Source organism: Alistipes shahii WAL 8301, assembly GCF_025145845.1.
GTDB classification, from domain to species: Bacteria; Bacteroidota; Bacteroidia; order Bacteroidales; family Rikenellaceae; genus Alistipes; species Alistipes shahii.
The window spans coordinates 3,305,403-3,328,716 of the sequence record NZ_CP102253.1 but is presented as its reverse complement, the minus strand read 5'-3'; the positions used below and the strand labels follow the sequence as shown (position 1 = coordinate 3,328,716).

General features: G+C 60.9%; 24 protein-coding genes and 2 tRNA genes. 14 read left to right on the top strand and 12 right to left on the bottom strand.

All coding sequences use genetic code 11. The annotated features are described in order from the left end of the window. Positions 1-15: 15 nt before the first annotated feature. The 5 genes from NQ492_RS14000 (at position 16) to NQ492_RS13980 (ending at position 5,616) form a co-directional block, all read left to right on the top strand. Positions 16-1,431, top strand: a complete 1,416-nt coding sequence (locus tag NQ492_RS14000; RefSeq protein ID WP_015545956.1) for a glutamate decarboxylase — start codon at positions 16-18, stop codon at positions 1,429-1,431. A gap of 421 nt (positions 1,432-1,852) precedes the next feature. Then, positions 1,853-2,614, top strand: coding sequence for a DUF1295 domain-containing protein (locus tag NQ492_RS13995; RefSeq protein ID WP_015545955.1), 762 nt, complete (start codon positions 1,853-1,855; stop codon positions 2,612-2,614). A 178-nt stretch (positions 2,615-2,792) separates the two neighbouring features. Next, a complete protein-coding gene (locus NQ492_RS13990; RefSeq protein ID WP_015545954.1) occupies positions 2,793-4,007 on the top strand; it encodes an NADH:flavin oxidoreductase in 1,215 nt (404 codons plus the stop codon). Then, positions 4,007-4,945, top strand: a complete 939-nt coding sequence (locus NQ492_RS13985; RefSeq protein ID WP_259872928.1) for an SDR family NAD(P)-dependent oxidoreductase — start codon at positions 4,007-4,009, stop codon at positions 4,943-4,945. Before NQ492_RS13990 ends, NQ492_RS13985 begins: the two co-directional genes overlap by 1 nt. 29 nt (positions 4,946-4,974) lie before the next feature. Continuing rightward, positions 4,975-5,616: an HAD family hydrolase gene (locus tag NQ492_RS13980; protein ID WP_015545953.1), complete on the top strand. Its 642-nt coding sequence runs from the start codon at positions 4,975-4,977 to the stop codon at positions 5,614-5,616. Between the two features lie 298 nt (positions 5,617-5,914). Here the strand turns inward: NQ492_RS13980 and NQ492_RS13975 are convergent. Both NQ492_RS13975 and NQ492_RS13970 read right to left on the bottom strand, forming a co-directional pair. Continuing rightward, positions 5,915-5,988, bottom strand: a tRNA-Pro gene (locus NQ492_RS13975). A gap of 68 nt (positions 5,989-6,056) precedes the next feature. Next, positions 6,057-6,131 (bottom strand) — tRNA-Pro (locus tag NQ492_RS13970). 320 nt (positions 6,132-6,451) lie between these two features. Here NQ492_RS13970 and NQ492_RS13965 point away from each other — a divergent pair. Next, positions 6,452-6,772, top strand: a complete 321-nt coding sequence (locus NQ492_RS13965; protein ID WP_015545952.1) for a hypothetical protein — start codon at positions 6,452-6,454, stop codon at positions 6,770-6,772. Then, positions 6,759-7,424 (top strand): ATP-binding cassette domain-containing protein, encoded by a 666-nt coding sequence (locus NQ492_RS13960; RefSeq protein ID WP_015545951.1) that lies wholly within the window; start codon positions 6,759-6,761, stop codon positions 7,422-7,424. Before NQ492_RS13965 ends, NQ492_RS13960 begins: the two co-directional genes overlap by 14 nt. A 4-nt stretch (positions 7,425-7,428) precedes the next feature. Here NQ492_RS13960 and NQ492_RS13955 read toward each other — a convergent pair whose 3' ends face one another. Beyond that, positions 7,429-8,502 (bottom strand): TIGR04133 family radical SAM/SPASM protein, encoded by a 1,074-nt coding sequence (locus NQ492_RS13955; protein WP_015545950.1) that lies wholly within the window; start codon positions 8,500-8,502, stop codon positions 7,429-7,431. Positions 8,503-8,505: 3 nt separating this feature from the next. Beyond that, on the bottom strand, positions 8,506-8,802 hold the full coding sequence (locus NQ492_RS13950; protein ID WP_015545949.1) for a hypothetical protein: 297 nt from the start codon (positions 8,800-8,802) through the stop codon (positions 8,506-8,508). A gap of 139 nt (positions 8,803-8,941) precedes the next feature. Here NQ492_RS13950 and NQ492_RS13945 point away from each other — a divergent pair, with 139 nt between their 5' ends. The 3 genes from NQ492_RS13945 to NQ492_RS13935 all read left to right on the top strand — a co-directional run bounded on the left by NQ492_RS13945 (position 8,942) and on the right by NQ492_RS13935 (position 11,554). Beyond that, on the top strand, positions 8,942-9,142 hold the full coding sequence (locus tag NQ492_RS13945) for a cold-shock protein (protein WP_015545948.1): 201 nt from the start codon (positions 8,942-8,944) through the stop codon (positions 9,140-9,142). A 150-nt stretch (positions 9,143-9,292) separates the two neighbouring features. After that, positions 9,293-10,528, top strand: a complete 1,236-nt coding sequence (locus tag NQ492_RS13940; protein WP_015545947.1) for a 6-phosphofructokinase — start codon at positions 9,293-9,295, stop codon at positions 10,526-10,528. A gap of 117 nt (positions 10,529-10,645) precedes the next feature. Continuing rightward, the gene (locus tag NQ492_RS13935) at positions 10,646-11,554 is read left to right on the top strand and encodes a hypothetical protein (RefSeq protein ID WP_015545946.1); all 909 of its coding nucleotides are present in this window, start codon (positions 10,646-10,648) and stop codon (positions 11,552-11,554) included. A gap of 346 nt (positions 11,555-11,900) precedes the next feature. On the opposite strand, the gene NQ492_RS13930 is transcribed toward NQ492_RS13935, so the two are convergent. Next, positions 11,901-12,410, bottom strand: a complete 510-nt coding sequence (locus tag NQ492_RS13930) for an SLOG family protein (protein ID WP_015545945.1) — start codon at positions 12,408-12,410, stop codon at positions 11,901-11,903. 68 nt (positions 12,411-12,478) lie between these two features. Here NQ492_RS13930 and NQ492_RS13925 point away from each other — a divergent pair, with 68 nt between their 5' ends. Both NQ492_RS13925 and NQ492_RS13920 read left to right on the top strand, forming a co-directional pair. Then, positions 12,479-12,688 carry a YtxH domain-containing protein gene (locus NQ492_RS13925; RefSeq protein WP_015545944.1) on the top strand — a complete coding sequence of 70 codons (210 nt, stop codon included), beginning with the start codon at positions 12,479-12,481 and terminating at the stop codon, positions 12,686-12,688. Positions 12,689-12,709: 21 nt separating this feature from the next. Then, positions 12,710-13,045, top strand: a complete 336-nt coding sequence (locus NQ492_RS13920; RefSeq protein ID WP_015545943.1) for a DUF1469 domain-containing protein — start codon at positions 12,710-12,712, stop codon at positions 13,043-13,045. 231 nt (positions 13,046-13,276) lie between these two features. On the opposite strand, the gene NQ492_RS13915 is transcribed toward NQ492_RS13920, so the two are convergent. Next, the gene (locus NQ492_RS13915; protein ID WP_044053933.1) at positions 13,277-13,828 is read right to left on the bottom strand and encodes an NADH peroxidase; all 552 of its coding nucleotides are present in this window, start codon (positions 13,826-13,828) and stop codon (positions 13,277-13,279) included. 258 nt (positions 13,829-14,086) lie between these two features. Then, entirely contained in the window at positions 14,087-15,019 is a 933-nt protein-coding gene (locus NQ492_RS13910; RefSeq protein WP_044054663.1) for a DUF5106 domain-containing protein, read from the bottom strand. 139 nt (positions 15,020-15,158) lie between these two features. Here NQ492_RS13910 and gadC point away from each other — a divergent pair, with 139 nt between their 5' ends. Both gadC and glsA read left to right on the top strand, forming a co-directional pair. Beyond that, complete coding sequence (gene gadC / locus NQ492_RS13905; RefSeq protein ID WP_050794745.1) at positions 15,159-16,688, top strand: putative glutamine/gamma-aminobutyrate antiporter GadC; 1,530 nt, start codon at positions 15,159-15,161, stop codon at positions 16,686-16,688. Positions 16,689-16,836: 148 nt separating this feature from the next. Further along, complete coding sequence (gene glsA / locus NQ492_RS13900) at positions 16,837-17,820, top strand: glutaminase A (RefSeq protein ID WP_015545939.1); 984 nt, start codon at positions 16,837-16,839, stop codon at positions 17,818-17,820. Positions 17,821-17,903: 83 nt separating this feature from the next. Here glsA and NQ492_RS13895 read toward each other — a convergent pair whose 3' ends face one another. The 5 genes from NQ492_RS13895 to NQ492_RS13875 form a co-directional block, all read right to left on the bottom strand. After that, positions 17,904-18,458 carry an outer membrane beta-barrel protein gene (locus NQ492_RS13895; protein ID WP_015545938.1) on the bottom strand — a complete coding sequence of 185 codons (555 nt, stop codon included), beginning with the start codon at positions 18,456-18,458 and terminating at the stop codon, positions 17,904-17,906. Between the two features lie 172 nt (positions 18,459-18,630). Further along, positions 18,631-19,614, bottom strand: coding sequence for a glycosyltransferase WbsX family protein (locus tag NQ492_RS13890; protein ID WP_326929403.1), 984 nt, complete (start codon positions 19,612-19,614; stop codon positions 18,631-18,633). 227 nt (positions 19,615-19,841) lie between these two features. After that, positions 19,842-21,566: an acyl-CoA dehydrogenase family protein gene (locus NQ492_RS13885; protein ID WP_022062298.1), complete on the bottom strand. Its 1,725-nt coding sequence runs from the start codon at positions 21,564-21,566 to the stop codon at positions 19,842-19,844. A gap of 2 nt (positions 21,567-21,568) precedes the next feature. Next, a complete protein-coding gene (locus tag NQ492_RS13880; protein WP_015545936.1) occupies positions 21,569-22,282 on the bottom strand; it encodes a DUF5041 domain-containing protein in 714 nt (237 codons plus the stop codon). Between the two features lie 2 nt (positions 22,283-22,284). Next, a complete protein-coding gene (locus tag NQ492_RS13875) occupies positions 22,285-23,304 on the bottom strand; it encodes an electron transfer flavoprotein subunit alpha/FixB family protein (protein WP_044054661.1) in 1,020 nt (339 codons plus the stop codon). Positions 23,305-23,314: the final 10 nt, after the last annotated feature.

Genomic DNA, 23,314 nt, shown 5'->3' with positions numbered 1-23,314 from the left:
AAATATTTTTACGCTATGGATCAACAGAAACACACCACCGAAGACACCCTGACCGACATTTTCGGCTCGAAAGAGATGCGTTCGCCCGCTCCCACGGAATTCATTCCCAAGAACAAGACAGCACCCGAAATCGCCTATCAGCTGGTCAAGGACGAGACCTATCCCCAGACCCAGCCGAGGCTCAACCTGGCGACGTTCGTGACCACCTACATGGACGACTACGCCACACGGCTGATGAACGAAGCCATCAACATCAACTACATCGACGAGACGGAGTATCCGCGCGTCGCGGTGATGTGCGGCCGCTGCCTCAATATCGTGGCCAACATGTGGAACTCGCCCGAAAAGGCCGAGTGGAAAACCGGCGCGCTGGGCATCGGATCGTCCGAAGCATGCATGCTGGGCGGAGTGGCTGCATGGCTGCGCTGGCGGGCGCGCCGCAAGGCCGCAGGCAAACCCTTCGACAAACCCAACCTGGTGATGAGCACCGGATTCCAGGTCGTGTGGGAGAAGTTCTGCCAGCTGTGGCAGATCGAGATGCGCACCGTGCCCCTGACGCTCGACCACCCGACGCTCGACATCGACGAGGCGCTGAAGGCCTGCGACGAGAACACCATCTGCATCGTGCCCATCGCCGGCGTGACGTGGACGGGTCTCGACGACGACATCGAGGGTCTCGACAAGGCGCTCGACGCCTACAACGCCAAGACGGGCTACGAAATCCCGATCCACGTCGACGCGGCTTCCGGAGGTTTCATCCTGCCGTTCCTGCACCCCGAGAAGAAGTGGGACTTCCGCCTCAAATGGGTGCTGTCGATCTCCACGTCGGGCCACAAGTACGGACTGGTGTACCCCGGACTGGGATGGGTCGTATGGAAGGACAAGAAGTACCTGCCCGACGAAATGTCGTTCTCGGTCAACTACCTCGGCGCGAACATCACGCAGGTGGGCCTGAACTTCTCGCGGCCGGCGGCGCAGATTCTCGGCCAGTACTACAACTTCATCCGGCTGGGATTCGAGGGGTACAAGGAGGTGCAGCAGAACTCGATGGACATCGCCAAATACTGCCACGAGCAGATCGGCAAGATGCCGTGCTTCCGGAACTACGCCAAAGAGGTCGTCAACCCGCTGTTCATCTGGATGATGGACCCCGAATACGACAAGAAGGCCAAATGGACGCTGTTCGACCTGCAGGCCGCCTTGCAGCAGAGCGGCTGGATGGTCCCGGCATACACCATGCCCAAGAACATCGACGAGATGATCGTCATGCGCATCGTGGTTCGCCAGGGCATGTCGCGCGACATGGCCGACATGCTTCTGGGAGACATCCGCAACGCCGTGGCCGAGTTCGAGAAACTCCGGTACCCCACGCCCTCGCGCATCAAGTACGAGAACAAGGAGCACCAGAAAGGCAAGGTCTACACGCATTGATGCGGCCGGAGGTCACCGGACCTCCGACTGCCGGAACGCTGGCGGGAAAAGCGGCCTTCGGACCGCAATTTCGGCCATAGCATCCAAAAGAGGCTTCTCAAGCCGCCCCTGAAGGGCGCTTTCTCGCGGCCGGCAACGGCTGACCGAACATTCAGGGACCTTCCCCGCGACACGCGCCCCCTCCGGGCGGCAGAACGCCGGACGGCTCACGCTTCACCCCCGAAGCGGAGCCGTCTTTTTCGTTTGCGGCGGGAGGCTCTTCCGGACCTTCGGCGGCGGCCTACGCAAGCCCGGCGCTGCCGCCACGGACCGGAAAAACGCCCCCGCAGCGACACGACGCAACGAACAAAACATAGGGCGCAAAGGACTTGCCGGGACCGGAAAAAATACGTATCTTTCGTGCGTTTTATCCCCAACGTCTATGAAAGAGAATTTCGACATTTTCCTGATCGTCATGGCCCTTCTGGCCGCCGTGGTCTACGCCGCGCTGCACTTCTTCGAGGCGGGTTACGGCTATCTCTTCGACCGCCGCTACGGACCTCCCGTGCCCAACCGCGTGGGCTGGATGGTGATGGAATCTCCGGTTTTCATCCTCATGTGCGTGCTGTGGGCCTCGTCCGAAAGGATGTGGCAGGCCGGGCCGCTGGCGCTGTTCTGCTTGTTTCAGGCCCACTACCTCCAGCGGGCCTTCATCTTCCCGCTGCTGATCCGCGGCAAGGGCCGCATGCCCCTCGGCATCGTCGTGATGGGCATGGTCTTCAACACGCTCAACGCCCTGATGCAGGGAGGCTGGATTTTCTACGTCTCGCCCGCTGACTACTACGCCGGATGGTTCGCACAGCCCTATATCTATATCGGCGGGGCGTTGTTCGTGGCCGGAATGGCCGTAAACCTCCATTCGGACCACATCATCCGCCACCTCCGCCGCCCGGGCGACACGCGCCACTACATCCCCCGCGGGGGCATGTTCCGCTACGTCTCGTCGGCCAACTACTTCGGCGAACTGCTCGAATGGGTGGGATTCGCCGTAGCCTCGTGGTCGTGGGCCGGAACGGTCTTCGCATGGTGGACCTTCGCCAACCTCGCACCGCGCGCCGCATCGCTGCGCCGCCGCTACGAGCAGGAGTTCGGCGAAGAGTTTTCGCGCCTTCGCCGCAAACGGATCATCCCCTTCATCTATTGACCCGCCTAAAAGGCGGGGTTCAGGTTGCGGATGGTCCGTTACAACGTTTTTCACCCAGTTCTGCGCCCGCCGGATTAAGAAGACGACTTCAGGGACGACGCAAGAATTTCACGTTTCGGAACGAGGTCTGCGCATCCGACTTTCAACCCTCAACTTCTAACTCTCAACTTTCAATTCAATGTCCTCTACACTTTTCACCCCTTATAAATTAGGCCCCGTCACGCTGCGCAACCGCACGATCCGTTCGGCGGCCTTCGAATCCATGGGCAAGGACTTCGGTCCCACCCGGCAGCTCAAGGACTACCACGTCGCCGTAGCCCGCGGCGGCGTGGGCATGACCACGCTGGCCTATGCCGCCGTGTGCCGCAGCGGACTGTCGTTCAACAAGCAGCTGTGGCTGCGTCCCGAGATCGTCCCCGGACTGCGCGAAATCACCGACGCCGTGCATCGCGAAGGGGCCGCCGCGGCCATCCAGATCGGACATTGCGGCAACATGACCCACTGGACCACCGCCGGGCAGATGCCCATCGGCGCCTCGACGGGATTCAACCTCTACGCCTACACGCCCGTGCGGGGCATGAAGAGACGCGAGATCGAACAGGTGGCCCGCGACTTCGGCACGGCGGTGCGCACGGCCCGCGACGCCGGATTCGACTCGGTGGAGGTGCACGCCGGGCACGGCTACCTCATTTCGCAGTTCCTGTCGCCCTACACCAACCACCGGCACGACGAATACGGCGGCTCGCTCGAAAACCGCATGCGCTTCATGCGCATGTGTCTGGGCGAGGCCGTGGAGGCGGCCCGGGCGTGCGGCATGGCGATCACCGTGAAGCACAACATGTACGACGGCTTCAAAGGGGGCATTGAAATCCCCGAGAGCATCGAGATCGCCAAAGTCATCGAATCGTTCGGCGTGGACGGCATCGTCCTCTCGGGCGGATTCGTCTCGAAGGCCCCGATGGCCGTCATGCGGGGGCTGATCCCGATCTACACCATGAGCTACTACTCGCCGCTGTGGCTGCGCTACTTCATCCGCTGGTGCGGTCCCTTTATGATAAAACAGTTCCCCTTCGAGGAGTGTTATTTCCTCGAAGACGCCAAGAAATTCCGGGCCGCCCTGAAAGGTCCGCTGATCTACGTCGGGGGACTCGTCAGCCGCGAGGGCATCGACCGGGCGCTGGACTCGGGATTCGAGCTGGTTCAGATGGCCCGGGCGCTCGTCAACGACCCGGCGTTCGTCGCAAAGCTCCGCGAGGGCGACGCGGCGACGCGAAGCGCCTGCGACCACCGCAACTACTGCATCGCGCGGATGTACTCCGTGGACATGAAGTGCTGCAAGCATTGCGACAACCTCCCGCGACGGATCGTCGAAGAACTCAAACGCCTGCCGTGATGAAACGCGAAGCAATCACACCGTGCGGGGAGCGCAGCGCCTCGCCCGCAGCCGTTTCCGGAAGCGGCCGCAGCGTCGGCCGGCGGGGAGCCGTCGCCCCGGGAAGCGCCTGGGCGCTGGTCACGGGAGCCGGGTCGGGCATCGGACGCTGTTACGCCCTGCGGCTGGCGGCGCTGGGCTACAACCTGGTGCTGGCGGGCAACCGCCGCGAACCGCTGGAGACGGTATGCGGCGAGATACTCGCCGCCGGAGCGGGTCCGGACGGCGGCGTCCGGAAAGCGGCATCCCCCGCTGCCGGGTTCCGGCCCGAGGTGCGGATCGTGGAGATCGACCTGGCGCGCATCGAAGCCGCTGCGGAGCTGTGGGAGGCCGTGCGGCGCGAAGGAGCCGCCATCGACGTACTGGTGAACAACGCCGGGATATTCTCGTTCCGCGACATCCTGCAAACCCCCGCCGAGCGCATCGAGCGCATCATCCTGCTGCATGACCTGACGAACACCCAACTGTGCCGGATGGCGGCGGCCGACATGGTGCGCCGCGGCTGCCGGGGGCACATTCTCAACATGTCCTCCTACTCGCTGTGGATGCCCTTTCCGGGACTGGCCCTGTACAGCGCGTCGAAGGCCTACCTGCGGTCGTTCTCGGTGGCCTTCGCGAAGGAGGTCCGCGAGCACGGCATCCGCGTCACGGCGGTCTGCCCGGCGGGTGTGGCGACCGACCTCTACGGACTGACTCCCCGCTGGCAGCGCATCGGCACGCGCCTCGGGGTGCTTATCACGGCCGACTCGTGCGCCCGGCGCGGACTGCGCGCCCTGTGGCGGGGACGCCGGTGCATCGTCCCCGACTGGTGGAACCGCGTGTGGATTCCCCTCTGCAAGATACTGCCGATGTGGGTGCTGCGTCCGGTCCGCAAGTTCACGATGAAATTTCAGAAATAGGCTCTTCGAGCACGAAAAAACAATAAATTATGAACACAATCAAAACCGTCGTCTTCGACCTCGGAGGCGTGCTGGTCGATCTGGACATAGACCGCTGCACCGGAGCCTTCCGGAGCCTCGGAATGGATGCCGTGGCCGATCTGATCAACCCCTACTACCCCGCCGAGATGATCGGACGGCTGGAACACGGCGTCATTTCGTTCCACGAAGCCTGCGACGAAATGCGCCGCCTGTCGGGCACGCCCGAGGTAACCGACGCGCAGATCGCCTGGGCCTACGGCCAATTTCTCGTGCGCATCCCGGTCGCGAAACTCCGCCAGATAGACGCCCTGCGCGAGCGCGGAATCCGGACCTGCGTGCTCTCGAACAACAACCCCGCGTCGATGAAATACATCCGACGGATGTTCACGGCCGACGGCAAGACGATGGACGACTATTTCGATGCCGTTTTCCTCTCCTACGAACTGCACGAGCTGAAGCCCTCGGAGGCGATTTTCCGCAAGATGATCGCCGCAGGCGGCATGCGCCCCGAAGAGACGCTTTTCATCGACGACGGACAGAAGAACGTCGACGCCGCGCAGAGACTCGGATTCGCGGTCTACATGCCCGGTCCGGGGGAGGATTTCGGCCACATACTCGACAATCTCAACCGTTACGAAGAGATCCTGTAAAATCGCGCAGGCCGACTGATGCCGCCCGTCGCCGCGGCCGTTTCGCCCGTGAGGAAAAGCCGCGTCGAAAAACACGGCCGCGAACTTGCCGTGGGCGGCTCGGTCGGCCGCCGACGGCACGGGTCCGTCGCCGGACGCAACGGAAACCGCGCCGTCGGCAGGGAGCGCATCATCCGCGTCATACGCAGAAACCGCGCCGCCAGCCGAAAGCCCGCCGATCCGGCAAAGACAGGAACAAAACAAAGCAACCCCTCCGGTCGCAGGACCGGAGGGGTTGCCTCATTTCATACATCGTCTGTCGGAGTGACAGGATTCGAACCTGCGACCCTCTGGTCCCAAACCAGATACGCTACCGGACTGCGCTACACTCCGAACGCCGCGGCTTCCGCCGGAATTTCAATAAAAAAGCAGACCACCCTATCGAGCAGTCTGCCGATTTGTCGGGGAGACTGGATTCGAACCAGCGACCTCCAACTCCCGAAGCTGGCGCGCTAACCGGACTGCGCTACACCCCGAACAAGTGCCCTTATCGTTTTAAGAGCGCACAAAGATAAGTTTAAAATCCGAAAAGACAAAATTATTTCCGAAAAAACATTCTTCAAAAATAACGGACCGGACTCAAAAGCCCCGCAGCGGACGATCGCGGCCGCCTCGCAGCGCCCGGTCCGCCCCGGCGGCGGAGGAGGCGGAGGCGGAGGAAAATCCCGGCTTCCGGAACAAGAGACCGATTTTTTCGTATATTGATACCGCAACAACGCTTTCACGGGCCAGGAGGCGCAACCGCCCCGGATGCAATCCGGTTTTGCGGCCGCCCGTTTTTTCATGTTTACAGACAATGACCGCCAAACTGCTGCTCATACTCCGCTTCTACCGCTCGACGATGCTCCTCTTCTGCGGAGCGGCGAGCCTCGCCCTGGCATGGGTCGCCAAGGTCCACGGAACGCCGATCGTCCCGGCCCTGCTGTTGGGAAAGGCTTTGATTTACCCGCTTTTCCTCTACGTGTGGATCATCCCGCGCTATTCCGATGAATTCTACTATTACCGCAACCTCGGCATCCGCCGCCGAACACTGCTGGGCGTAAGCTGCGCGGTGGATTTCGGGTTATGCTGTCTTTTGCTGAACTATTCCGCCGCCCTGCTGCATGCCGCCCGCTGAAAAACATATTCTCGAAATCGACTCCGCAGAGCTGGCGTTCGGCGAACGGCGCATTCTCTCGGGTGTTTACCTGCTCGTCGAAACAGGCGGCGTGACGGCTGTGCTCGGGCGCAACGGATGCGGAAAAAGCTGTCTGATGAAGATTCTGTCGGGGTCGCTGAAAGCGGGATTCTGCTCGATGCGCATCGACGGGAAATGGCACAGACGGTTTACCGAAAAGGAGATTCGCTACCTTCCGCAGCATCCGTTCATTCCCGGATGGTTGCGGCTGGAACGCGCGCTCGGCGATTTCGGGCTGCAAAGGGAAGACCTGGAACGGTGGTTTCCGGAGTTCATTTCCCTGCGCGGAACCCGCATCGGGGAGCTGTCGGGCGGGGAACAGCGGATTCTGGAATGTTTCATCATCCTGCGCAGCCCGGCCCGGTTCATCCTGCTCGACGAGCCGTTCTCGCAGATTGCACCCCTGCACGTTGCAACGCTCCAAACACTCATCCGGCAGGAAAAGGCCACGAAAGGGATTTTGCTCACCGACCACATGTACCGCCACGTGACCGGCATTGCCGACCGGCTGTACGTAATGGCCGACGGGCAGGCCTATCCGTGCGAAAACGACGAAGACCTGGTCCGGCGGGGCTATCTGAACCATCTCTGAACGGTCACAGCCGGCGGTAGTGGCAGTAGAGCAATTCGCCGTCGTCGCCCCGCAGGTGCATGCCGCCGCCCTGGCAGTAGCGGAACATCGAGCAATCGGCGCATTCGCCCCTGCGCGCCCATTCGCGGTCGCGGAACGGCTCGAAGCGGTTCTGCCACACGTCCCAGAAACGATCCCGGTAGATGTTTCCCTGATGGTAGTTGGCGCGGATCGACGTGCACCCCGAAATGGCCCCGTCGACACGGATCGAAGCCACCGAAACACCCGCGGCGCATTGGTAGAAATGGTCGCGGACCTCGGCCTCGTAACCGCCCAGGAAGCCTTCGCAGGCATAGCTGACCTCGATCCGGCCCTCCTGCCGCGTGCGGCGGATGAACTCCAGCATCTCCCGGAACTGGGCGTCGGTCATCCGCAGCGTCGGGTCGTTCTTGGCACGCCCCATCGGGAAAATCGAGAAGAGCCGCCAGTGGCGCACCCCCTCCGAAAGGAGCATGTCGCGGAAGGCCTCCAGCTGCGGGACCATCGCCCCCGTGACGCAGGTGACCACGTCGTACGACAGCGAGGGTTCGCGCACGATCATCCGCACGGCCTCCAGCGCGCGGTCGTAACTGCGGGGATTCCCGCGGATATAGTTGTGTTCGCGCTCGAAACCGTCGAGGCTCACCGAAACCGATTTCAGCCCCGCGTCGAGCAGACGGCCGAAACGTTCCGGGGTCAGGGCCATGCCGTTGGTCACCATGCCCCACGGGTAGCCGCGGCGCGTGACCTCGGCGCCCGCCTCCTCCAGGTCCGCGCGGACGAGCACTTCGCCGCCCGAGAAGATGACCAGCACGTCGGCCGGATCGACGTGGGGCGTCACCTCCTCGTCGAGCACCTTCAGAAAATCAGCCAGCGGCATGTCCGCCACGCCGGGGTCCACCCGACAGTCGCTGCCGCAATGGCGGCACGAGAGGTTGCAGCGCAGCGTGCACTCCCAGAATAGCGTATCGAGACGGTGTTCGCGCACCGTCGAAGCATAGAGTTCGGAAAAAATATTGAGGGCCAGTCGTTTGCGAAGCCCCAGCCGGCGGCGTGACATGGCTTATTTTCTGCCGACGGAAGGGTCCTCCTCCTGCGGACGTTCGGCCACGGGAGGCAGCGAATCGGGACGTTCGCGTTCCAGGCGTTTGAGCCGCTCGTTGCGGACGCTGTCCTGCCGGGGCGTCCGCACGCCGTACATGACCACCACGCGGCGGGGAAATTCGGGGTATCCCTTTACGGCCGTCGTATCGGCGCCCTGCGTCTTCGCGGTGTCCTCCTTGGGAGCGTTTTTCACCGACGTACAGGCTGCGGAGAAGCCCAGAAGGGCTGCCAGCGCGAGTTTCAGATTTCTGTTCATAACGCCATGAGGTTTAACATTCTCAATGCAAAGATAAGAATTTTCCGCACAAGACGAAAAAACATGCCAAAAAGTTTTGAAAGCCAATGTTTTTTATTTTACTTTGCCGAACACATTAACACTTTAATTCTCTATTTTTATGACAGGTAAGGTAAAATGGTTCGATGGCAAGAAAGGCTACGGATTCATTACGGCGGAGAACGGAAAAGAGATTTTCGTACACTTCTCGGGCATCGCAAAGGACGGCTTCAAGTCGCTCAACGAAGGTCAGGCAGTCGAGTTCGAAGTTGGCTCCGGTGCCAAGGGAGAACAGGCTATTAACGTAACTGTAGTTGAGTAATCGCGCAAACTATAATTACAGAGAGCAAAAAAGGAGGTCCCCTCGAACCGGAGGCCTCCTTTTTTCTTGCCCGTTTGAAAAAAAAGCAGTACTTTTGGGCGTCCGAAACCGAAAAAAAGGTTCTCAAAACATAAAAACCCTATCAAAACCATGAAAGAAGCAATCGCAATTCTGACCGGCGGCGGACCGGCTCCCGGCATGAATACCGTAGTGGGCAGTGTCGCCAAAACGTTCCTGCGCCAGGGCTATCGCGTCATCGGCCTGCACGAAGGTTACACGGGCCTGTTCAACCCCTCGCCCCGCACCGTAGACATCGACTACCCGATGGCCGACGGCATCTTCAACCAGGGAGGTTCGTTCCTGCAGATGAGCCGTTTCAAACCCAAGGACTCGGATTTCGAGAACAACTTCAACCTCAAGTTCTTCACCGACAACAACATCAAACTGCTGGTGACCGTCGGCGGCGACGACACGGCTTCGACCGCCAACCGTATCGCCAAGTTCCTCGAGGCCAAGAAATACCCCATCGCCAACATCCACGTGCCGAAGACCATCGACAACGACCTGCCGCTTCCGAAGGGCACGCCGACGTTCGGCTACGAGTCGGCCAAGGACAAGGGCGCAGTCATCGCCCGCGCCGTCTACGTCGACGCACGCACGAGCGGCAACTGGTTCGTGCTGGCTGCCATGGGCCGTTCGGCCGGCCACCTGGCATTCGGCATCGGCGAGGCCTGCCACTACCCGATGATCGTCATTCCCGAGATGTTCGACAAGACGGAAATCACCGTCGAGAAGATCGTCAACCTGGTGATTTCGTCGATCATCAAGCGTAAGATCATGGGCATGGACTACGGCGCAGCGGTGATTTCCGAAGGTGTGTTCCACGCGCTGTCGGACGAGGAGATCCGCAAGAGCGGCATCCACTTCACCTACGACGAGCACGGACATCCCGAGCTGGGCAAGGTGTCGAAGGCCCACATCTTCAACGAGATGATCGAGATGAAGCTCAAGGAGCTGGGTCTCAAGGTCAAGAGCCGTCCGGTGGAGCTGGGCTACGAAATCCGCTGCCAGACCCCGATCGCCTACGACCTGACCTACTGCTCGGAGCTGGGTATCGGCGTGCACAAGCTCTTCGCCGAGGGCAAGACGGGCTGCATGGTTTACGTGGATTCGGAGGGCAACGTCTCGCCGCTCTACCTCAAGGACTTGCAGGACCCCACGACGGGCAAGATTCCGCCCCGTCTGGTGGACATCAAGTCGGACAAGTTCACGTCGGTGGTGGAGACCATTCTCAACGCCATCACCCCGGCCGACTACGAAGCCGCCAAGGCTTACGTTCCCAATCCCGAGGAGTACGACTTCCACAAGATCCTGAACTGGAAATAATCCGGTCGCAATCCCATACTCTGATCCCCGCCCATCGCGGGCGGGGATTTTTTTCGCAAAATATTTGCTCGGGGGGGGGATTTCGTATATTTGCATCCCAGAATAACCCAATTCATCATGGAAAAGACCGAAAAACCGGTGTTCGAGCCGATGCCCGAAACACCTGCGGAGCCGGCATCCACGGTCTCCGAATCCGCCGGACAGCCGGCGGCATCGCTCGCCGAAGCGAAAAAGAACATCCTCGTCGGACTGCTGTGGTGCATCGGCGGACTGGCTTTCAGTTTCATCTCCTACTATCTCACCGAAGCCGGAGGCCGTTACGTCATCGCCACGGGAGCCATCCTCTGGGGTGTCTGGCAGGCAATCATGGGATTATACGTCTGGCTGAAAATCAAGCATGGAGCCGGCGAATACGCCGCCTTTTGGCGCATGCTCGCAACAGCCGTCTGCACCGCCCTGCTCATCGGATACCTCACGGTGCTCTCCACGCAGCTGGTGGACGAAGGCGGCGAGCTGCCGCTGCTCGACACCGAACAGACCTATGATTGCACGGACCTCGGGCTGCGAATCCGGATTCCGGCCGGATACTCCGCCCTCGAAGAGAGCATTGAACCCGAAACCGACTCAACCTACGCCCGCTACACGATGTACGTCCTCGACGGCGAATGGGAATTCAACATCGACGCCCTGCAAGATGTCTTCGATCCCGAGGCGAAGAGCATCGCCGACCTCTCGGACTACTGCGCGAGCCGCGATTCGGCCTACTACGACGGCGGGATCATCAAGGCCTCGCGCCCCCTCGTATCGAACGGCACCGACATGCTGTACAGCGAAGGCCGCCGGACCGAATATCCGGGATTCGTATTCACGGCCTACGACCTCAAACAGGGGCAGTCGCTCATCACCGTCGGCATCAGCTACCCCTCGAAGGAATACGGCAAGACGAGTACCCTCCGACGCGTCGAAGAACTGCTCCGAGGCATTGAGCTGACGCAGCCGGAGGAGACGGCAGGAACGGCAGAATAAAAATGATTCGCACGACAGAGAAGGGCAGCCTCCGGGCCATGAGTGGCTAAAAGATCGTAATCAACAGATATTCAGAATAATCCGACAGAGGGTTTGTTATTTTTTCTTGCAATGCAAGTCCGGCAGCCCGAACCGACGCAGCGACCGAGGGTAAAACAGCTCGCTGATTTTACCGAGGTGCAAGGAGGAAGCCGAAGGCAAGCCCCCGGCTGCGGAGGGCTGCAACATACATGTTTAGCCACTCCGCTGGCTTCGGGTTGAAAAACAGAGCGATTATTCAAGAGTAAAACTCAATGTAACAGCTTGTCACAATCTGCCGACCACGCAAGGCCTCCGGGCCGCTTTTTTATCCGAAGAGCGTCGGTTCGGGGGCGGGCGGCACGGGAGCCGCCGGACAGAGGTTGACGACCTCCAGCCTCCGGCCGAGGGCGCGGCGGACGGTGTAGCGGGTGCCGCCGGGCGAACCGTCGTACCACGCCACCAGGACACGGGCGTTGTCCACCAGAAAATCGTTGCGCACGGCATAGCAGCCCCGGTGGTAGGCCGGCGCAAGCACTTCGACGGAATCGGCCTCGGCCAGCACGCGCCGGAAGCGTTCACGGTCGGCCGGGGAGAAGCGCATCTCCTGCCCCCGGAACGGAACCGCAGCGACAAGCCGCACGCCGGGCATACGCTCCCGGAGTTCCAGCACCGCCTCGGCGGCGGCCAAATCGAAACCCACGGCCATGCCGCTCAAAAAGGTCCGGAAACCCCGCGCGTACAACTCCCCCACCGTCCGGCGCAGGGCGTCCGCAGCCGCGCCGCGATAGGTGCGGTGACCGGTAAAGGCGACGGATGTGCGGCGATCGGCGATCATGCGTCCAAAGGTAAGGCTTTGGCCCGGACTTTGCAAGCCCCATTGCTGAATTAAAACTTTCAGCAACTATGAAAAACACAGGAATTGCCATCGTATCGCTCGTGGGCGGCATGATCATCGGTTCGGCCCTCACAATGCTCTTCACGCCCCAGTCCGGTCCGGAACTGCGCCAGAAAATCAAGGATTCGATCGACGACGAGATCGACAAGGTGAAAGACAAACTCGGCAAAGTCGAGAGGGAGATCGAGGAAGCCCGCTGCAAATGCGACGAAAAATGACCCTCCCGGCACGACGCAACAATGGAGAATAAACCTTCCGGCGGCCGTTTCATAGCCGCGCTGCTGTTTTTCGCAACGACTGCGGGCATTGCCATCCTGCTGCTGCTCACGGCGCTGGTTATCTGGCTTTCGTCCGTTACGGGTTCGTTCATCGCCTCGGCGCTGATCGCAGGCGGCTTTTTCGCCGTCCTCGCACTCCTCGTCTACCTGTTCGCGATCCGCGACGCCGTGGAACAGATCCGCAGGCAGGCCGAAACGGTTTACGAGGTGGCCCATGCAGCGCAAACGGGCTACGAATGGCTCGCCGGAAAGGTTTCTCTGTTTCTGAAGCTCCGCGAGGAGTTGCAGAAAAAATGAAAAGCCGGAGCAGCATGCTGCTCCGGCTTTTTCAGGCCTTCCGCGAAGGGTTGCGCCGCCATCTCCGCACGGACCTTCGCAGAACGGGCCTTTCGAACTTGCTCCGAACTGCGTTTCCGATTTCAGCGGTTCGTGTTTCGGCCTAACGTAATCCGGCCCGGACGAAAAATACAAACGTATTCCCGTTCGGGCCGGACATGTCAGGGCAAAAAAGCCCCGTAAAATCGAAACCTACTTAAAGTAGCGTTTGTAAAGACCTTCGAAGCCTTTGCCGTGACGGGCCTCGTCCTTGGCCATCTCGTGAACGGTGTCGTGAACGGCGTCGAGGTTCTCCTCCTTCGCCATGCGGGCCAGGCGCATCTTGTCCTCGCAGGCGCCGCACTCGGCGTTCATGCGCTTTTCGAGGTTGGTCTTGGTGTCCCAGACCACTTCGCCGATCAGCTCGGCGAACTTCGAGGCGTGCTCGGCCTCCTCCCAGGCGTAACGCTTGTAAGCCTCGGCGATCTCGGGATAGCCCTCGCGGTCGGCCTGACGGCTCATAGCCAGATACATGCCCACCTCGGTGCACTCGCCCATGAAATGATTCTGGAGACCTTCCCAAAGCTCCTTGCTGGCGCCCTTGCCGTCGCCGATCTTGTGTACCGTTACGAAATCGAGGTCGCCCTCGGCCTCAACGAGTTCCACGAACTTCTCCTTGCCTACCTTGCACATCGGGCACTGGTCGGGTGCCTCGGGACCTTCGTGAATGTAACCGCATACGGTACAACGCCATTTCTTTGCCATAATCTTCTACTGTTTAATGTGTGTGATTGTATTCTGTTTGTAGTGCAAAGATAGCAAATCCGTTCGGAATCCGTATAGGTTTCCGATTGTCTTTTCTGATGGCGGGATAGGCTGCGCTTATAGCCGCGCCGCAGAACCGGGCAGGAGGCGTGTGAACCGCCGTTCGCTCCCAAAACCGGCTTTTTAAGCCGGGGAGCGCAGAACAGGACAAGAGGCGCCGGGTCACCCATCGCCCATAAATCCCGTCTATCAAGCGTCTTACGCCCGGCGGTCTATTATCTCTTCGATCTGCGCCACGTCGGTCGAATCCTTCACCAGCACCCGCTTGCGGCTGTCCAGCAGGTAGAGGGCCGGAATGGCGTGGAGGTCGTACAGGCTCTTTTCGCGGACGACGCACCCCTTGTCATAGGCATTGATCCACGACGCCGGAATGTGGTCGCGGTAGTCGCGCCACTCCGTAAGGTCCTCGTCCGGATAGAGCGCCAGCACCTTCAGCCGCCCCCGCTCGATCATCTCCGAAAGCATCGGCGAGGAGGTGATCGCCTCGCGGATTTCACGGCACATCGCACAGCCGGGATTGTTGATGAACAGCAGCACGTATTCGGCTTGCAGCCCGTAGAGCGTCCCCGAGGCGCCCGAGGCGAGCGTGTAGCGGAAATCGTTGGCAGGCTGGCCCAGGCGGTTCTGCATGGCCATTTCGAGGTCGTACTGCGGGGCGATGCGTTCGTACTCGTCGTAGAAAGGGCTGGCGAGCTGCGCCCGGAGCACGGGAATGTAGAACTCGTCGTTGCGCAGCGGCGAGTTGGGGTCGTGCAGCACCGTCCCGGCGAGCATCGCGAAATAGTCGAGCATCGGCTTCGACGACGAAGCCCGGCGCATCAGCGAATCCATCGGCGCGGAATCCGCCGGACGGTCGGAAAGCACCGCAATGTAGCGCGCAAAGGCCTCGATCATCTGCACGGTGTCGGCCTCGGAGACGAAAAGCGTGTCGGTGAAGTCGAAACGGTCCCAGTAGTGCCGGCGGAGATAGTCGCGCTGTTCGTCCGGAGAGAGTCCCGCGGGGGCGATGGCCGGGAGAAAAACCCGCGGACGGGATGCGGAGACCGCGGCCTCCTGCGAGGGAGCGCTCCGGCGGCGGCCGCACGCGGCGACGCACAGGGCTGCCAGGAGGATGATCAGGATGCGTTGCATGGGCATGGAGATTATTTATACGCAAAGATAGAAATTTCCGGCAACAATCGTACACCCGAAGGCTGCAAAGGCGACTTCCCGGCGGTTTTGCACGGTAGTTGCAACACCCAACAGCGACAAAAAACCAAATCAATTCATTATGGATGTAAAGAAAACTACCACAAGCACAGGGTTCAAATTGAGTGTTATGACACTGGCAATTATGAACGTGACTGCCGTAGTGAGTCTGCGCGGACTGCCCGCCGAGGCGGTCTACGGACTTTCGTCGGCATTCTACTACCTGTTTGCAGCCATCGTGTTCCTGATCCCGACGGCGATGGTCGCCGCCGAACTGGCCGCGATGTTCGCCGACAAGCAGGGCGGCGTATTCCGCTGGGTCGGCGAAGCCTACGGCGCACGCACGGGATTCCTCGCAATCTGGCTGCAATGGATCGAATCGACGATCTGGTATCCGACGGTGCTGACCTTCGGCGCCGTGTCGATCGCGTTCATCGGCATGAACGACACGCACGACGCGCTGCTGGCCTCGAACAAGGTCTTCACGCTCTGCATGGTGCTGGCCATCTACTGGATCGCCACGCTGATCGCCCTGAAAGGTCTCGGATGGGTCGGGAAAATCAGCAAATGGGGCGGCATGATCGGTACGATCATTCCCGCGGGCCTGCTGATCGTGCTGGGCATCATCTACATTTCGACCGGCGGACACAACCACATGGACATGTCGCAGGGCTTCTTCCCCGACCTGTCGAAATTCAACAACCTCGTGCTGGCGAGCAGTATCTTCCTGTTCTACGCGGGTATGGAGATGATGGGCATTCACGTCATGGACGTGAAGAACCCGTCGCGGAACTACCCCAAGGCCATCATCATCGGTTCGCTGGTCACGGTGCTGATCTTCATTCTGGGAACCTTCTCGCTGGGCCTGATCATCCCCGCCAAGGACATCAGCCTCACGCAGTCGCTGTTAGTCGGGTTCGACAACTACTTCCACTACCTCCACATTTCGTGGGCCGGCCCGATCATCGCCATCGCCTTGATGTTCGGCGTGCTGGCAGGCGTGCTGACGTGGGTGGCGGGTCCCTCGAAGGGTATCTTCGCCGTGGGCAAGGCCGGTTACCTGCCCCCGTTCTTCCAGAAGACCAACAAGAACGGCGTACAGAAGAACATCCTGCTGATCCAGGGCTGCGTCGTGACGCTGCTGGCGCTGCTGTTCGTCGTGATGCCCTCGGTGCAGTCGTTCTACCAGATCCTCTCGCAGCTGACCGTGCTGCTGTACCTGATCATGTACATGCTGATGTTCTCGGCCGCCATCGTCCTGCGCTACAAGATGAAGGGCACGCCCCGTCCGTTCCGCCTGGGCAAAAAGAACGGCCTGATGTGGTTCCTCGGATGCCTCGGTTTCTGCGGCGCACTGCTGGCCTTCGTCTTGAGCTTCGTGCCGCCCAGTCAGATTTCGACCGGCAGCAACACCGTCTGGTTCTCGGTGCTGATCATCGGCTGCGTGGTGGTCGTGGGCGCCCCGTTCGTCATCTACTCCATGCGCAAGCCGTCGTGGAAAGACCCCGAGGCCGCCGCCGATTTCGCTCCCTTCCACTGGGAAGCGCAGGCCAAGGTCGCAGCCCCCGAGGCAGCCGCACCTGCACAGCAGAAACCCGGTAGCAACAAATAACAGCCGAAGAAATGCCTCCGAACTCCTTACCCCCCCCCGCCGAGGCGGGGGTTTGGGGACGGGGCGGGCCTGCAAACACGGCGGAACGCCGTGACTACGGCCTGCCACAGCGGAAAAAGGATACAAACCATTTTACAAATTTCATAACATGATTCAGAAGATCGACAAAAAAGCGGTTCAGGATGCCGTGCAGATGGCATACGACCGCTGCAAAAACGAAACCGGCGGCAAAAACGCCGACTATATCCCCTATCTGGCCGATGTGCCGTCGAACTTGTTCGGCATCGCGGCCTGCCTTCCCGACGGCGACGTGGTGGCCGTGGGCGACACGGACTACAAGTTCGGCATCGAATCGGTGTCGAAGGTCCCCACGGCGATCCTCGCCATGAACCAGTACGGCGGCCAGGAGGTGCTCGGCAAGATCGGCGCCGACGCCACGGGACTCCCCTTCAACTCGATCATGGCCATCCTGCTCGAAAACGACCACCCCTCGACGCCACTGGTGAACGCCGGAGCCATTTCGGCCTGCTCGATGATCAAGCCCGTGGGCGACAGCGACGGCAAATGGAAAGCCATCGTCTCGTTCATCGCCGACCTCGCGGGATCGGACGTCGCGGTGATCGACGAACTCTACAAATCGGAGACGGCGACCAACTTCAACAACAAGTCGATCGCGTGGCTGCTGAAGAATTACAACCGCATCTACGACGATCCCGACATGGCGCTGGACATCTACACGCGCCAATGCTCGATCGGCGTGACGGCCCGGCAGCTGGCCACGATGGCCGCGACGATCGCCAACAGCGGCGTGAACCCCGTGACCGGAAAGGCCGTGTTCAAGCCCGAGCTGACGCCCAAGATCGCCTCGATGATGGCCACCGTGGGATTCTACGAGCACACGGGCGACTGGCTCTTCACGACGGGACTTCCGGCCAAAACGGGCGTGGGCGGCGGCATCATGGGCGTCGTGCCGGGCGTGATGGGCGTTGCGGCGTTCGCGCCCCCGCTCGACGGGGCCGGCAACTCGGTGAAGGCCCAGAAGGCGCTGGCGTTCATCGCCGGACACCTCAACCTCAACGTCTTCGGCACGACGCGCTGCGTGATGGCCGGGAAAGAGCCTGTGAAGGCGTAAGAACTCCCCTGCGGGGAGACCCGCCGACGAAAAGGGGCGCATCCTGCGAGGAATGCGCCCCTTTTCCGTATCCGGACAGGGTGTCAGAAGCGGTAGCGGACGCCGACCAGCAGGCAGCCCGACGTACCGATACCGGCCTCGGCATAGGCCGCGACGCGTCCCCCGACTTCGACGCCGACGGGCGACACCTGGAAGGCGAACTGCGTGGATTTGTCGCTCTCGCCCCCGACCTCGGATCTGGAGAACGAGGCTCCCGCACCGAGGCGCGAATAGAACGAAACCACCTTGAGGTTCATCCAGTTCCACTTCACGTTGGGCAGCAGCGACCAGTAGCGGTTCCGGATCTCCGAGCCGGCGCCCCTGACCTCCTGCGTGTTCGAGGAGTAGACGACCTGCGCGCCGAGGCGCAGGCTGCCGATCAGGCGGAAACTGTAACCCACGGTGACGGCGCCCCACCCCTTGAGGTCGGTATTCGCATTCGTGAAAAGCCCGGTCAGCATGTCGCTGTACGAGTCGATCCAATCGGTGACGGGAGCGACGCCGTAGGACACCGAAACCTCGCTGCGGCGCGATCCCTGGGCGGCGGCGGGAACGGCCATCGCGACGACGGCCGCCGCCATCAGCAATTTCTTGATCATTGTTCTCTGTTTTTCAGGTTTTACGACTGCTAATATAGCAAAAATCACGCAACGAAATCAATCCGTTCGGCGGACAGGCGCGCGACGGGCGCGGAACAGGCACGCGACAGGCGCGGAACGAGCATGCGACAGGCACAGAACGGGCGCGGAACGGGCAACGCATCACGGACAATCACTCGTCCATCACCTCCCGCCGGATGGCTTCGAGATACCCGCGACCCCATTTCAGGTCCGGCTCGACATAATTTCCCTCGGCCCATTCGTTCCAGGATTTCAGCAGGATGATCCGGTGTTCGGGAGCCTTTCCCCGGACCATTTCCACAGCCTCCCGGAGGTGTTTCCCGAACAGCTCGGGCGTGGAATCCGTCACGATCCACCCCTCTTTCCCGCTGCGCGGCGTGTGGTCCCAGTTCGGAATGACCGAGGGGAACACGTTCTCCCGGGTGTCTTCGTCCCCGTTGAGAAAATAAGCGGCCATCCGTTCATAGGGATAATTGAGCGGAATCTTCCGCCAGCGGTCGAATTTTACCCGCTGCCGTTCGAAAAACGAATGCCTTACATTGAAATACCCGACCAGCCGCAGCGGATTGACAGCGTCGATCCCCGTAGAGAAAATGGCCCCGACGTTCGGAACCGGGGCGTTCTCGTGCCCGACGAAGTAGATTCCCGGCAGGCCGTTCTTTTCGGCCAGCTCCCGCCACGTGGCGATGAAAACCTTCACCTCGGGGTCCGCCAGCGGTTTGTAGATCATAAACAGCGGCTTGCCGTCCACCGTAATGTAACGATGGTCCCGGAAAGCGGGCAGCACGGCCCGGAAATGCGCCGTATAGTCTTCGACGCCTCCGTAGAGCTGTTCGATCAGCATGTTCCGGTTCGTGATCCCGTGGGCGAAGCCCCGCCAGCTCTCATTGGCCCAGGCCAGCGCGAACGGAAAATCGGGTTCGCCGCTGGCCAGCACCTCGTTGAAGGGACGTTCCAGCAACCGTTTGCCGTTGCCGAACCAGTAATGCCAGTAGACGAAGCCCTCGACGCCGTATTCGCGGGCCATATCCGCCTGCGCCTGGCGCGTCTCGGCGACCCGCAGGTCGTAATACCCCAGATCGGCCGGAACTCGGGGCTGATAGTGATTTCTGAAATACCGCCGGGCCTTACCCACGTTCGTCCATTCGGTAAAACCCTTTCCCCACCACAAGTCGTTCTCCGGGATGGGGGAAATTGAGGCAGATACAATGCCAATAATCTCGCTTTCATACATTGATCCGACAATCGGACCCGGATACCGGAGCGGACTGCGAGGCCCCGCACAGCAAGGCTGCGCCCCGGCATGAAAAACGATGCGGAGGATTGTTCAGGGTCCTCCGCATCGTATCCGGTCCGGTGTGTTTAAACCTCGTTTTCGACAGCCTTGAACAGCGCGACGTCCTCCGTCGTGGAGTTCATCACGTAGGTATAGGCCTCCGCGATCTTCGCCTCTGCAAGCTTGCAGAACACGCGCGCCGAAGCGGCATACTCCTCCGCCTCACCGGCCTGACGGGCCAGCAGGTAGGTGATGATGATGTGTCCGGCGGTCTCCACCAGGCGGCGGGCATGGAAATCCTTGAATCCGCAGACCTCCTTGTCGCCGGCCTCGACACGGGCCTGCATCTCCGAGAACTTGACGGTCAGCTCCTTGAGCTTCGTCACCACGGGGCACATCGCCTCCGTGTAGCTTTCGGCGGCATAGCGCCCGATCTGCTCCAGGAACGTGCCCTTCGTCACGGCGTTGATCGCCGCAACGACCTGCAACTGCGAGGTTCCCTCGTAGATGTTCATAATGCGTGCGTCGCGGTACAACCGCTCGCAGGGATAGTCCTTCATAAAACCCGATCCGCCGTGGATCTGGATGGCGTCGTAGGCCAGCTGGTTGGCGTACTCCGACGAGAAGAGCTTCACCAGCGGCGTGAAACCGTCGGCAAGGCGGTTGTAGAACTTCATCTCCTGACGCTCCTCCGCTTCGAGCGAACGCTCGTGGGAGATATGGCCGTACTGCTTGTAGACCTCGACGAAACGCGCCGTTTCGTACAGCAGCGCGCGCACGCCCTGCACCTTGGCCTTCATGTTCGAGAGCATCTCCGAAACGGCGGCGAACTGGATGATCGGCTTGCCGAACTGCTCGCGCTCGTGGGCGTATTTCAGCCCCTCGCGGTAAGCGGCCTCGCAGAGACCCACCGACTGTGCGCCGATGCCCAGGCGTGCGGCGTTCATCAGCGACATCACATACTTGATCAGGCCCATCTTCCGGTCGCCGACCAGCTGCGCCGGGGCGTTCGTGAAGACCAGCTCGCACGTCGGCGATCCCTTGATGCCGAGCTTATTCTCGATGCGGCGCACCTTCACGCCGCCGTCGCGCTTGTCGTAGACCAGCATCGAGAGGCCGCGGGCGTCGGTCGTACCCTCTTCGGTACGCGCCAGCACGAGCGAAACCTCGCCGTCGCCGTTGGTGATGAAGCGTTTCACGCCGTTCAGCAGCCACGTCTGCCGCTCCTCCGACCAGGTGGCCTTGAGCATCACGGCTCCGAGGTCCGAACCGGCGTCCGGCTCCGTGAGGTCCATGGCGCACGTCGCGCCCGCCGAGACCCACGGCAGGTATTTCTGCTTGATCTCCTCCGAAGCGAACTCGTTCAACGTTTCGGCGCAGTCCTGCAACCCCCAGATGTTCTCGAAACTGGCATCGGCGCGGGCCACCATCTCGTTGGCCATCACGAAGCAGATGAGCGGGAAGTTCAGTCCGTCGTACTTGCGCGGAAGCGTCATGCCGCTCAACCCCGCGTCAACCACCGCCTTCATGTTCTCGACCGTACCCGAAGCGTACTCCACATGGTCGTCGACCACGCGCGGACCCTCGTGGTCCACACCCTCGGCGTTGGGGGCGATCACCTCGCCGCAGACCTCGCCGGCGATCTCCAGCACGCGGCGGTAGTTGTCCATCGCGTCGTCGAAATCCTGCGGCGCATAGTCGTAGAGGTCCTTCTCCGCGAAACCGCGCTCCTTCAGCTCCACGATCTTGCGCATCAACGGATGCTGGAGGTGGAACTGCAAATCCTTGTTATCTGAAAAGAAATTAGCCATAATTAGTTGTTTTTAAGATTCGTAGGCTCCTGTTTTGGGGTAAATTCAATACCTATGACATAGAAGTGGGGAATGTTGCCGACAATTTCGCCCGACAGGTCGGGCGCGATCTCGTTCTCGCCGCAGAAACGGAACAGATTGTGCTCCGCATTGAACCACATCGAACCGTAAAAGACCAGCGGAATGAACTTTCCGGCCTCGAACGAGTCGATCCCGAACGGACGGGTGCAGTACTTGGTAAGCGTATAACCGCTCGACGAAGTCACGCTGCGGAGTTTGAGCCGCTGACTGGCCTCCCGCATCTCCGGGATACTGAAATTCAGCATCGCCGTCGAATCCGTCCCCGAAGGATAGAATCCAATCGTCAGTTTTTTGGCCAGCATGTAAATGCCCGCCTGCGGATCGGCCATCTCGCCGGGCAGGATTTCGCCGCGCACCTTCTCGGGGAAATCGCTTACGAGCAGTTTGTTCGGCCCGCAGGGAAACTCCCGGGAACGAATCTCCACGCCCGATTCGTACTCCTTGATATATACCGTCATGTCATAGCGGCCCGGTCCTTCGAGCAATTCCGACAGGTCAAAACCGAACGCCTCGTAACCAGCAGCTTCCAGCAGGGAGCGGAAGTCGTCGAACCCGACAGGCCGGCTCTTGATCTGCTGTCCGGAAACGGACGCAGAGAGGAGAAGCGTACAGATTACCGTCAGAAGCCTGCGCATCGCTATTTCGAGTTTTGTTTGTAGTACTTGATCATCTTGGGGATAATCTCATTGACATCGCCCGTGATGGCGTAGTCGGCGATCTTGTTGATCGGGGCTTCGGGGTCCGAGTTGATCGAGATGACCATCGACGACTGGTCCATGCCGGCCGTGTGCTGGATCTGACCCGAGATGCCGCAGGCGATGTAGAGCTTCGGACGCACCGTGACGCCCGTCTGGCCCACCTGACGCGCATGCTCCGTGAAGCCCGCATCGACGGCGGCGCGGCTGGCGCCCACTTCGCCTCCCAGAACGTCGGCCAGTTCGTGCACCAGCCTGAAGTTCTCTTTGGAACCCATGCCGTAGCCGCCGGCGACGATGATGCCCGCACCCTTGATGTCGATCTTGCGCTCCTCGATCTGACGGTCGATGATCTTCACCGCGAGGTCCGCGTCCGTGACCATCTTCTTCCAGTCGATCGCCTTCACCTCGCCCGCGCCGGGCTGTGCGGCGTACTCCTTGCGCATGACGCCCTCGCGGACGGTGGCCATCTGCGGACGGTGGTCGGGGTTGACGATCGTGGCGATGATGTTGCCGCCGAACGCCGGGCGGATCTGATAGAGGAGGTTCTTATACTCCGTACCCGTCTTGGCGTCCTTGTGGTCGCCGATTTCGAGCTGCGTGCAGTCGGCCGTAAGACCGCTGTGCAGGGCCGACGATACGCGGGGTGCGAAGTCGCGGCCCACGGGCGTGGCGCCGAACAGCGCGATCTGGGGCTTCTCCTGCCCGATCAGACCGCACAGGACCGCCGTGTGGGGCAGCGTGCGGAACGGAGAAAATAACGGATCATCGGCAACCCAGACCGTATCGGCGCCGTATTTGGCCAGTTCCTTTTCGATGCCGGCGAGGTTGTGGCCCAGGACGACGGCTTCGAGTTTCACGCCGAGCGTCGTGGCCAGTTCGCGGCCTTTGGTCAGCAGTTCGAGACTCACGTCGGCGACCTTGCCGCCCTCCATCTCGATATATACGAATATATTGTTCATCTCAAAAAAA

What these genes read in the sequence shown, in the direction of transcription:
- NQ492_RS13995 (WP_015545955.1), top strand. Translation starts at nt 1,853, where the DNA reads ATGAAAGAGAATTTCGACATTTTCCTGATCGTCATGGCCCTTCTGGCC.
- NQ492_RS13940 (WP_015545947.1), top strand. Translation starts at nt 9,293, where the DNA reads ATGAAAGAAGCAATCGCAATTCTGACCGGCGGCGGACCGGCTCCCGGC.
- NQ492_RS14000 (WP_015545956.1), top strand. Translation starts at nt 16, where the DNA reads ATGGATCAACAGAAACACACCACCGAAGACACCCTGACCGACATTTTC.
- NQ492_RS13895 (WP_015545938.1), bottom strand. Translation starts at nt 18,458, where the DNA reads ATGATCAAGAAATTGCTGATGGCGGCGGCCGTCGTCGCGATGGCCGTT.
- NQ492_RS13950 (WP_015545949.1), bottom strand. Translation starts at nt 8,802, where the DNA reads ATGAACAGAAATCTGAAACTCGCGCTGGCAGCCCTTCTGGGCTTCTCC.
- NQ492_RS13875 (WP_044054661.1), bottom strand. Translation starts at nt 23,304, where the DNA reads ATGAACAATATATTCGTATATATCGAGATGGAGGGCGGCAAGGTCGCC.
- NQ492_RS13925 (WP_015545944.1), top strand. Translation starts at nt 12,479, where the DNA reads ATGAAAAACACAGGAATTGCCATCGTATCGCTCGTGGGCGGCATGATC.
- gadC (WP_050794745.1), top strand. Translation starts at nt 15,159, where the DNA reads ATGGATGTAAAGAAAACTACCACAAGCACAGGGTTCAAATTGAGTGTT.
- NQ492_RS13930 (WP_015545945.1), bottom strand. Translation starts at nt 12,410, where the DNA reads ATGATCGCCGATCGCCGCACATCCGTCGCCTTTACCGGTCACCGCACC.
- NQ492_RS13885 (WP_022062298.1), bottom strand. Translation starts at nt 21,566, where the DNA reads ATGGCTAATTTCTTTTCAGATAACAAGGATTTGCAGTTCCACCTCCAG.
- NQ492_RS13960 (WP_015545951.1), top strand. Translation starts at nt 6,759, where the DNA reads ATGCCGCCCGCTGAAAAACATATTCTCGAAATCGACTCCGCAGAGCTG.
- NQ492_RS13990 (WP_015545954.1), top strand. Translation starts at nt 2,793, where the DNA reads ATGTCCTCTACACTTTTCACCCCTTATAAATTAGGCCCCGTCACGCTG.
- NQ492_RS13955 (WP_015545950.1), bottom strand. Translation starts at nt 8,502, where the DNA reads ATGTCACGCCGCCGGCTGGGGCTTCGCAAACGACTGGCCCTCAATATT.
- NQ492_RS13985 (WP_259872928.1), top strand. Translation starts at nt 4,007, where the DNA reads ATGAAACGCGAAGCAATCACACCGTGCGGGGAGCGCAGCGCCTCGCCC.
- NQ492_RS13945 (WP_015545948.1), top strand. Translation starts at nt 8,942, where the DNA reads ATGACAGGTAAGGTAAAATGGTTCGATGGCAAGAAAGGCTACGGATTC.
- glsA (WP_015545939.1), top strand. Translation starts at nt 16,837, where the DNA reads ATGATTCAGAAGATCGACAAAAAAGCGGTTCAGGATGCCGTGCAGATG.
- NQ492_RS13965 (WP_015545952.1), top strand. Translation starts at nt 6,452, where the DNA reads ATGACCGCCAAACTGCTGCTCATACTCCGCTTCTACCGCTCGACGATG.
- NQ492_RS13880 (WP_015545936.1), bottom strand. Translation starts at nt 22,282, where the DNA reads ATGCGCAGGCTTCTGACGGTAATCTGTACGCTTCTCCTCTCTGCGTCC.
- NQ492_RS13915 (WP_044053933.1), bottom strand. Translation starts at nt 13,828, where the DNA reads ATGGCAAAGAAATGGCGTTGTACCGTATGCGGTTACATTCACGAAGGT.
- NQ492_RS13935 (WP_015545946.1), top strand. Translation starts at nt 10,646, where the DNA reads ATGGAAAAGACCGAAAAACCGGTGTTCGAGCCGATGCCCGAAACACCT.
- NQ492_RS13980 (WP_015545953.1), top strand. Translation starts at nt 4,975, where the DNA reads ATGAACACAATCAAAACCGTCGTCTTCGACCTCGGAGGCGTGCTGGTC.
- NQ492_RS13920 (WP_015545943.1), top strand. Translation starts at nt 12,710, where the DNA reads ATGGAGAATAAACCTTCCGGCGGCCGTTTCATAGCCGCGCTGCTGTTT.
- NQ492_RS13910 (WP_044054663.1), bottom strand. Translation starts at nt 15,019, where the DNA reads ATGCAACGCATCCTGATCATCCTCCTGGCAGCCCTGTGCGTCGCCGCG.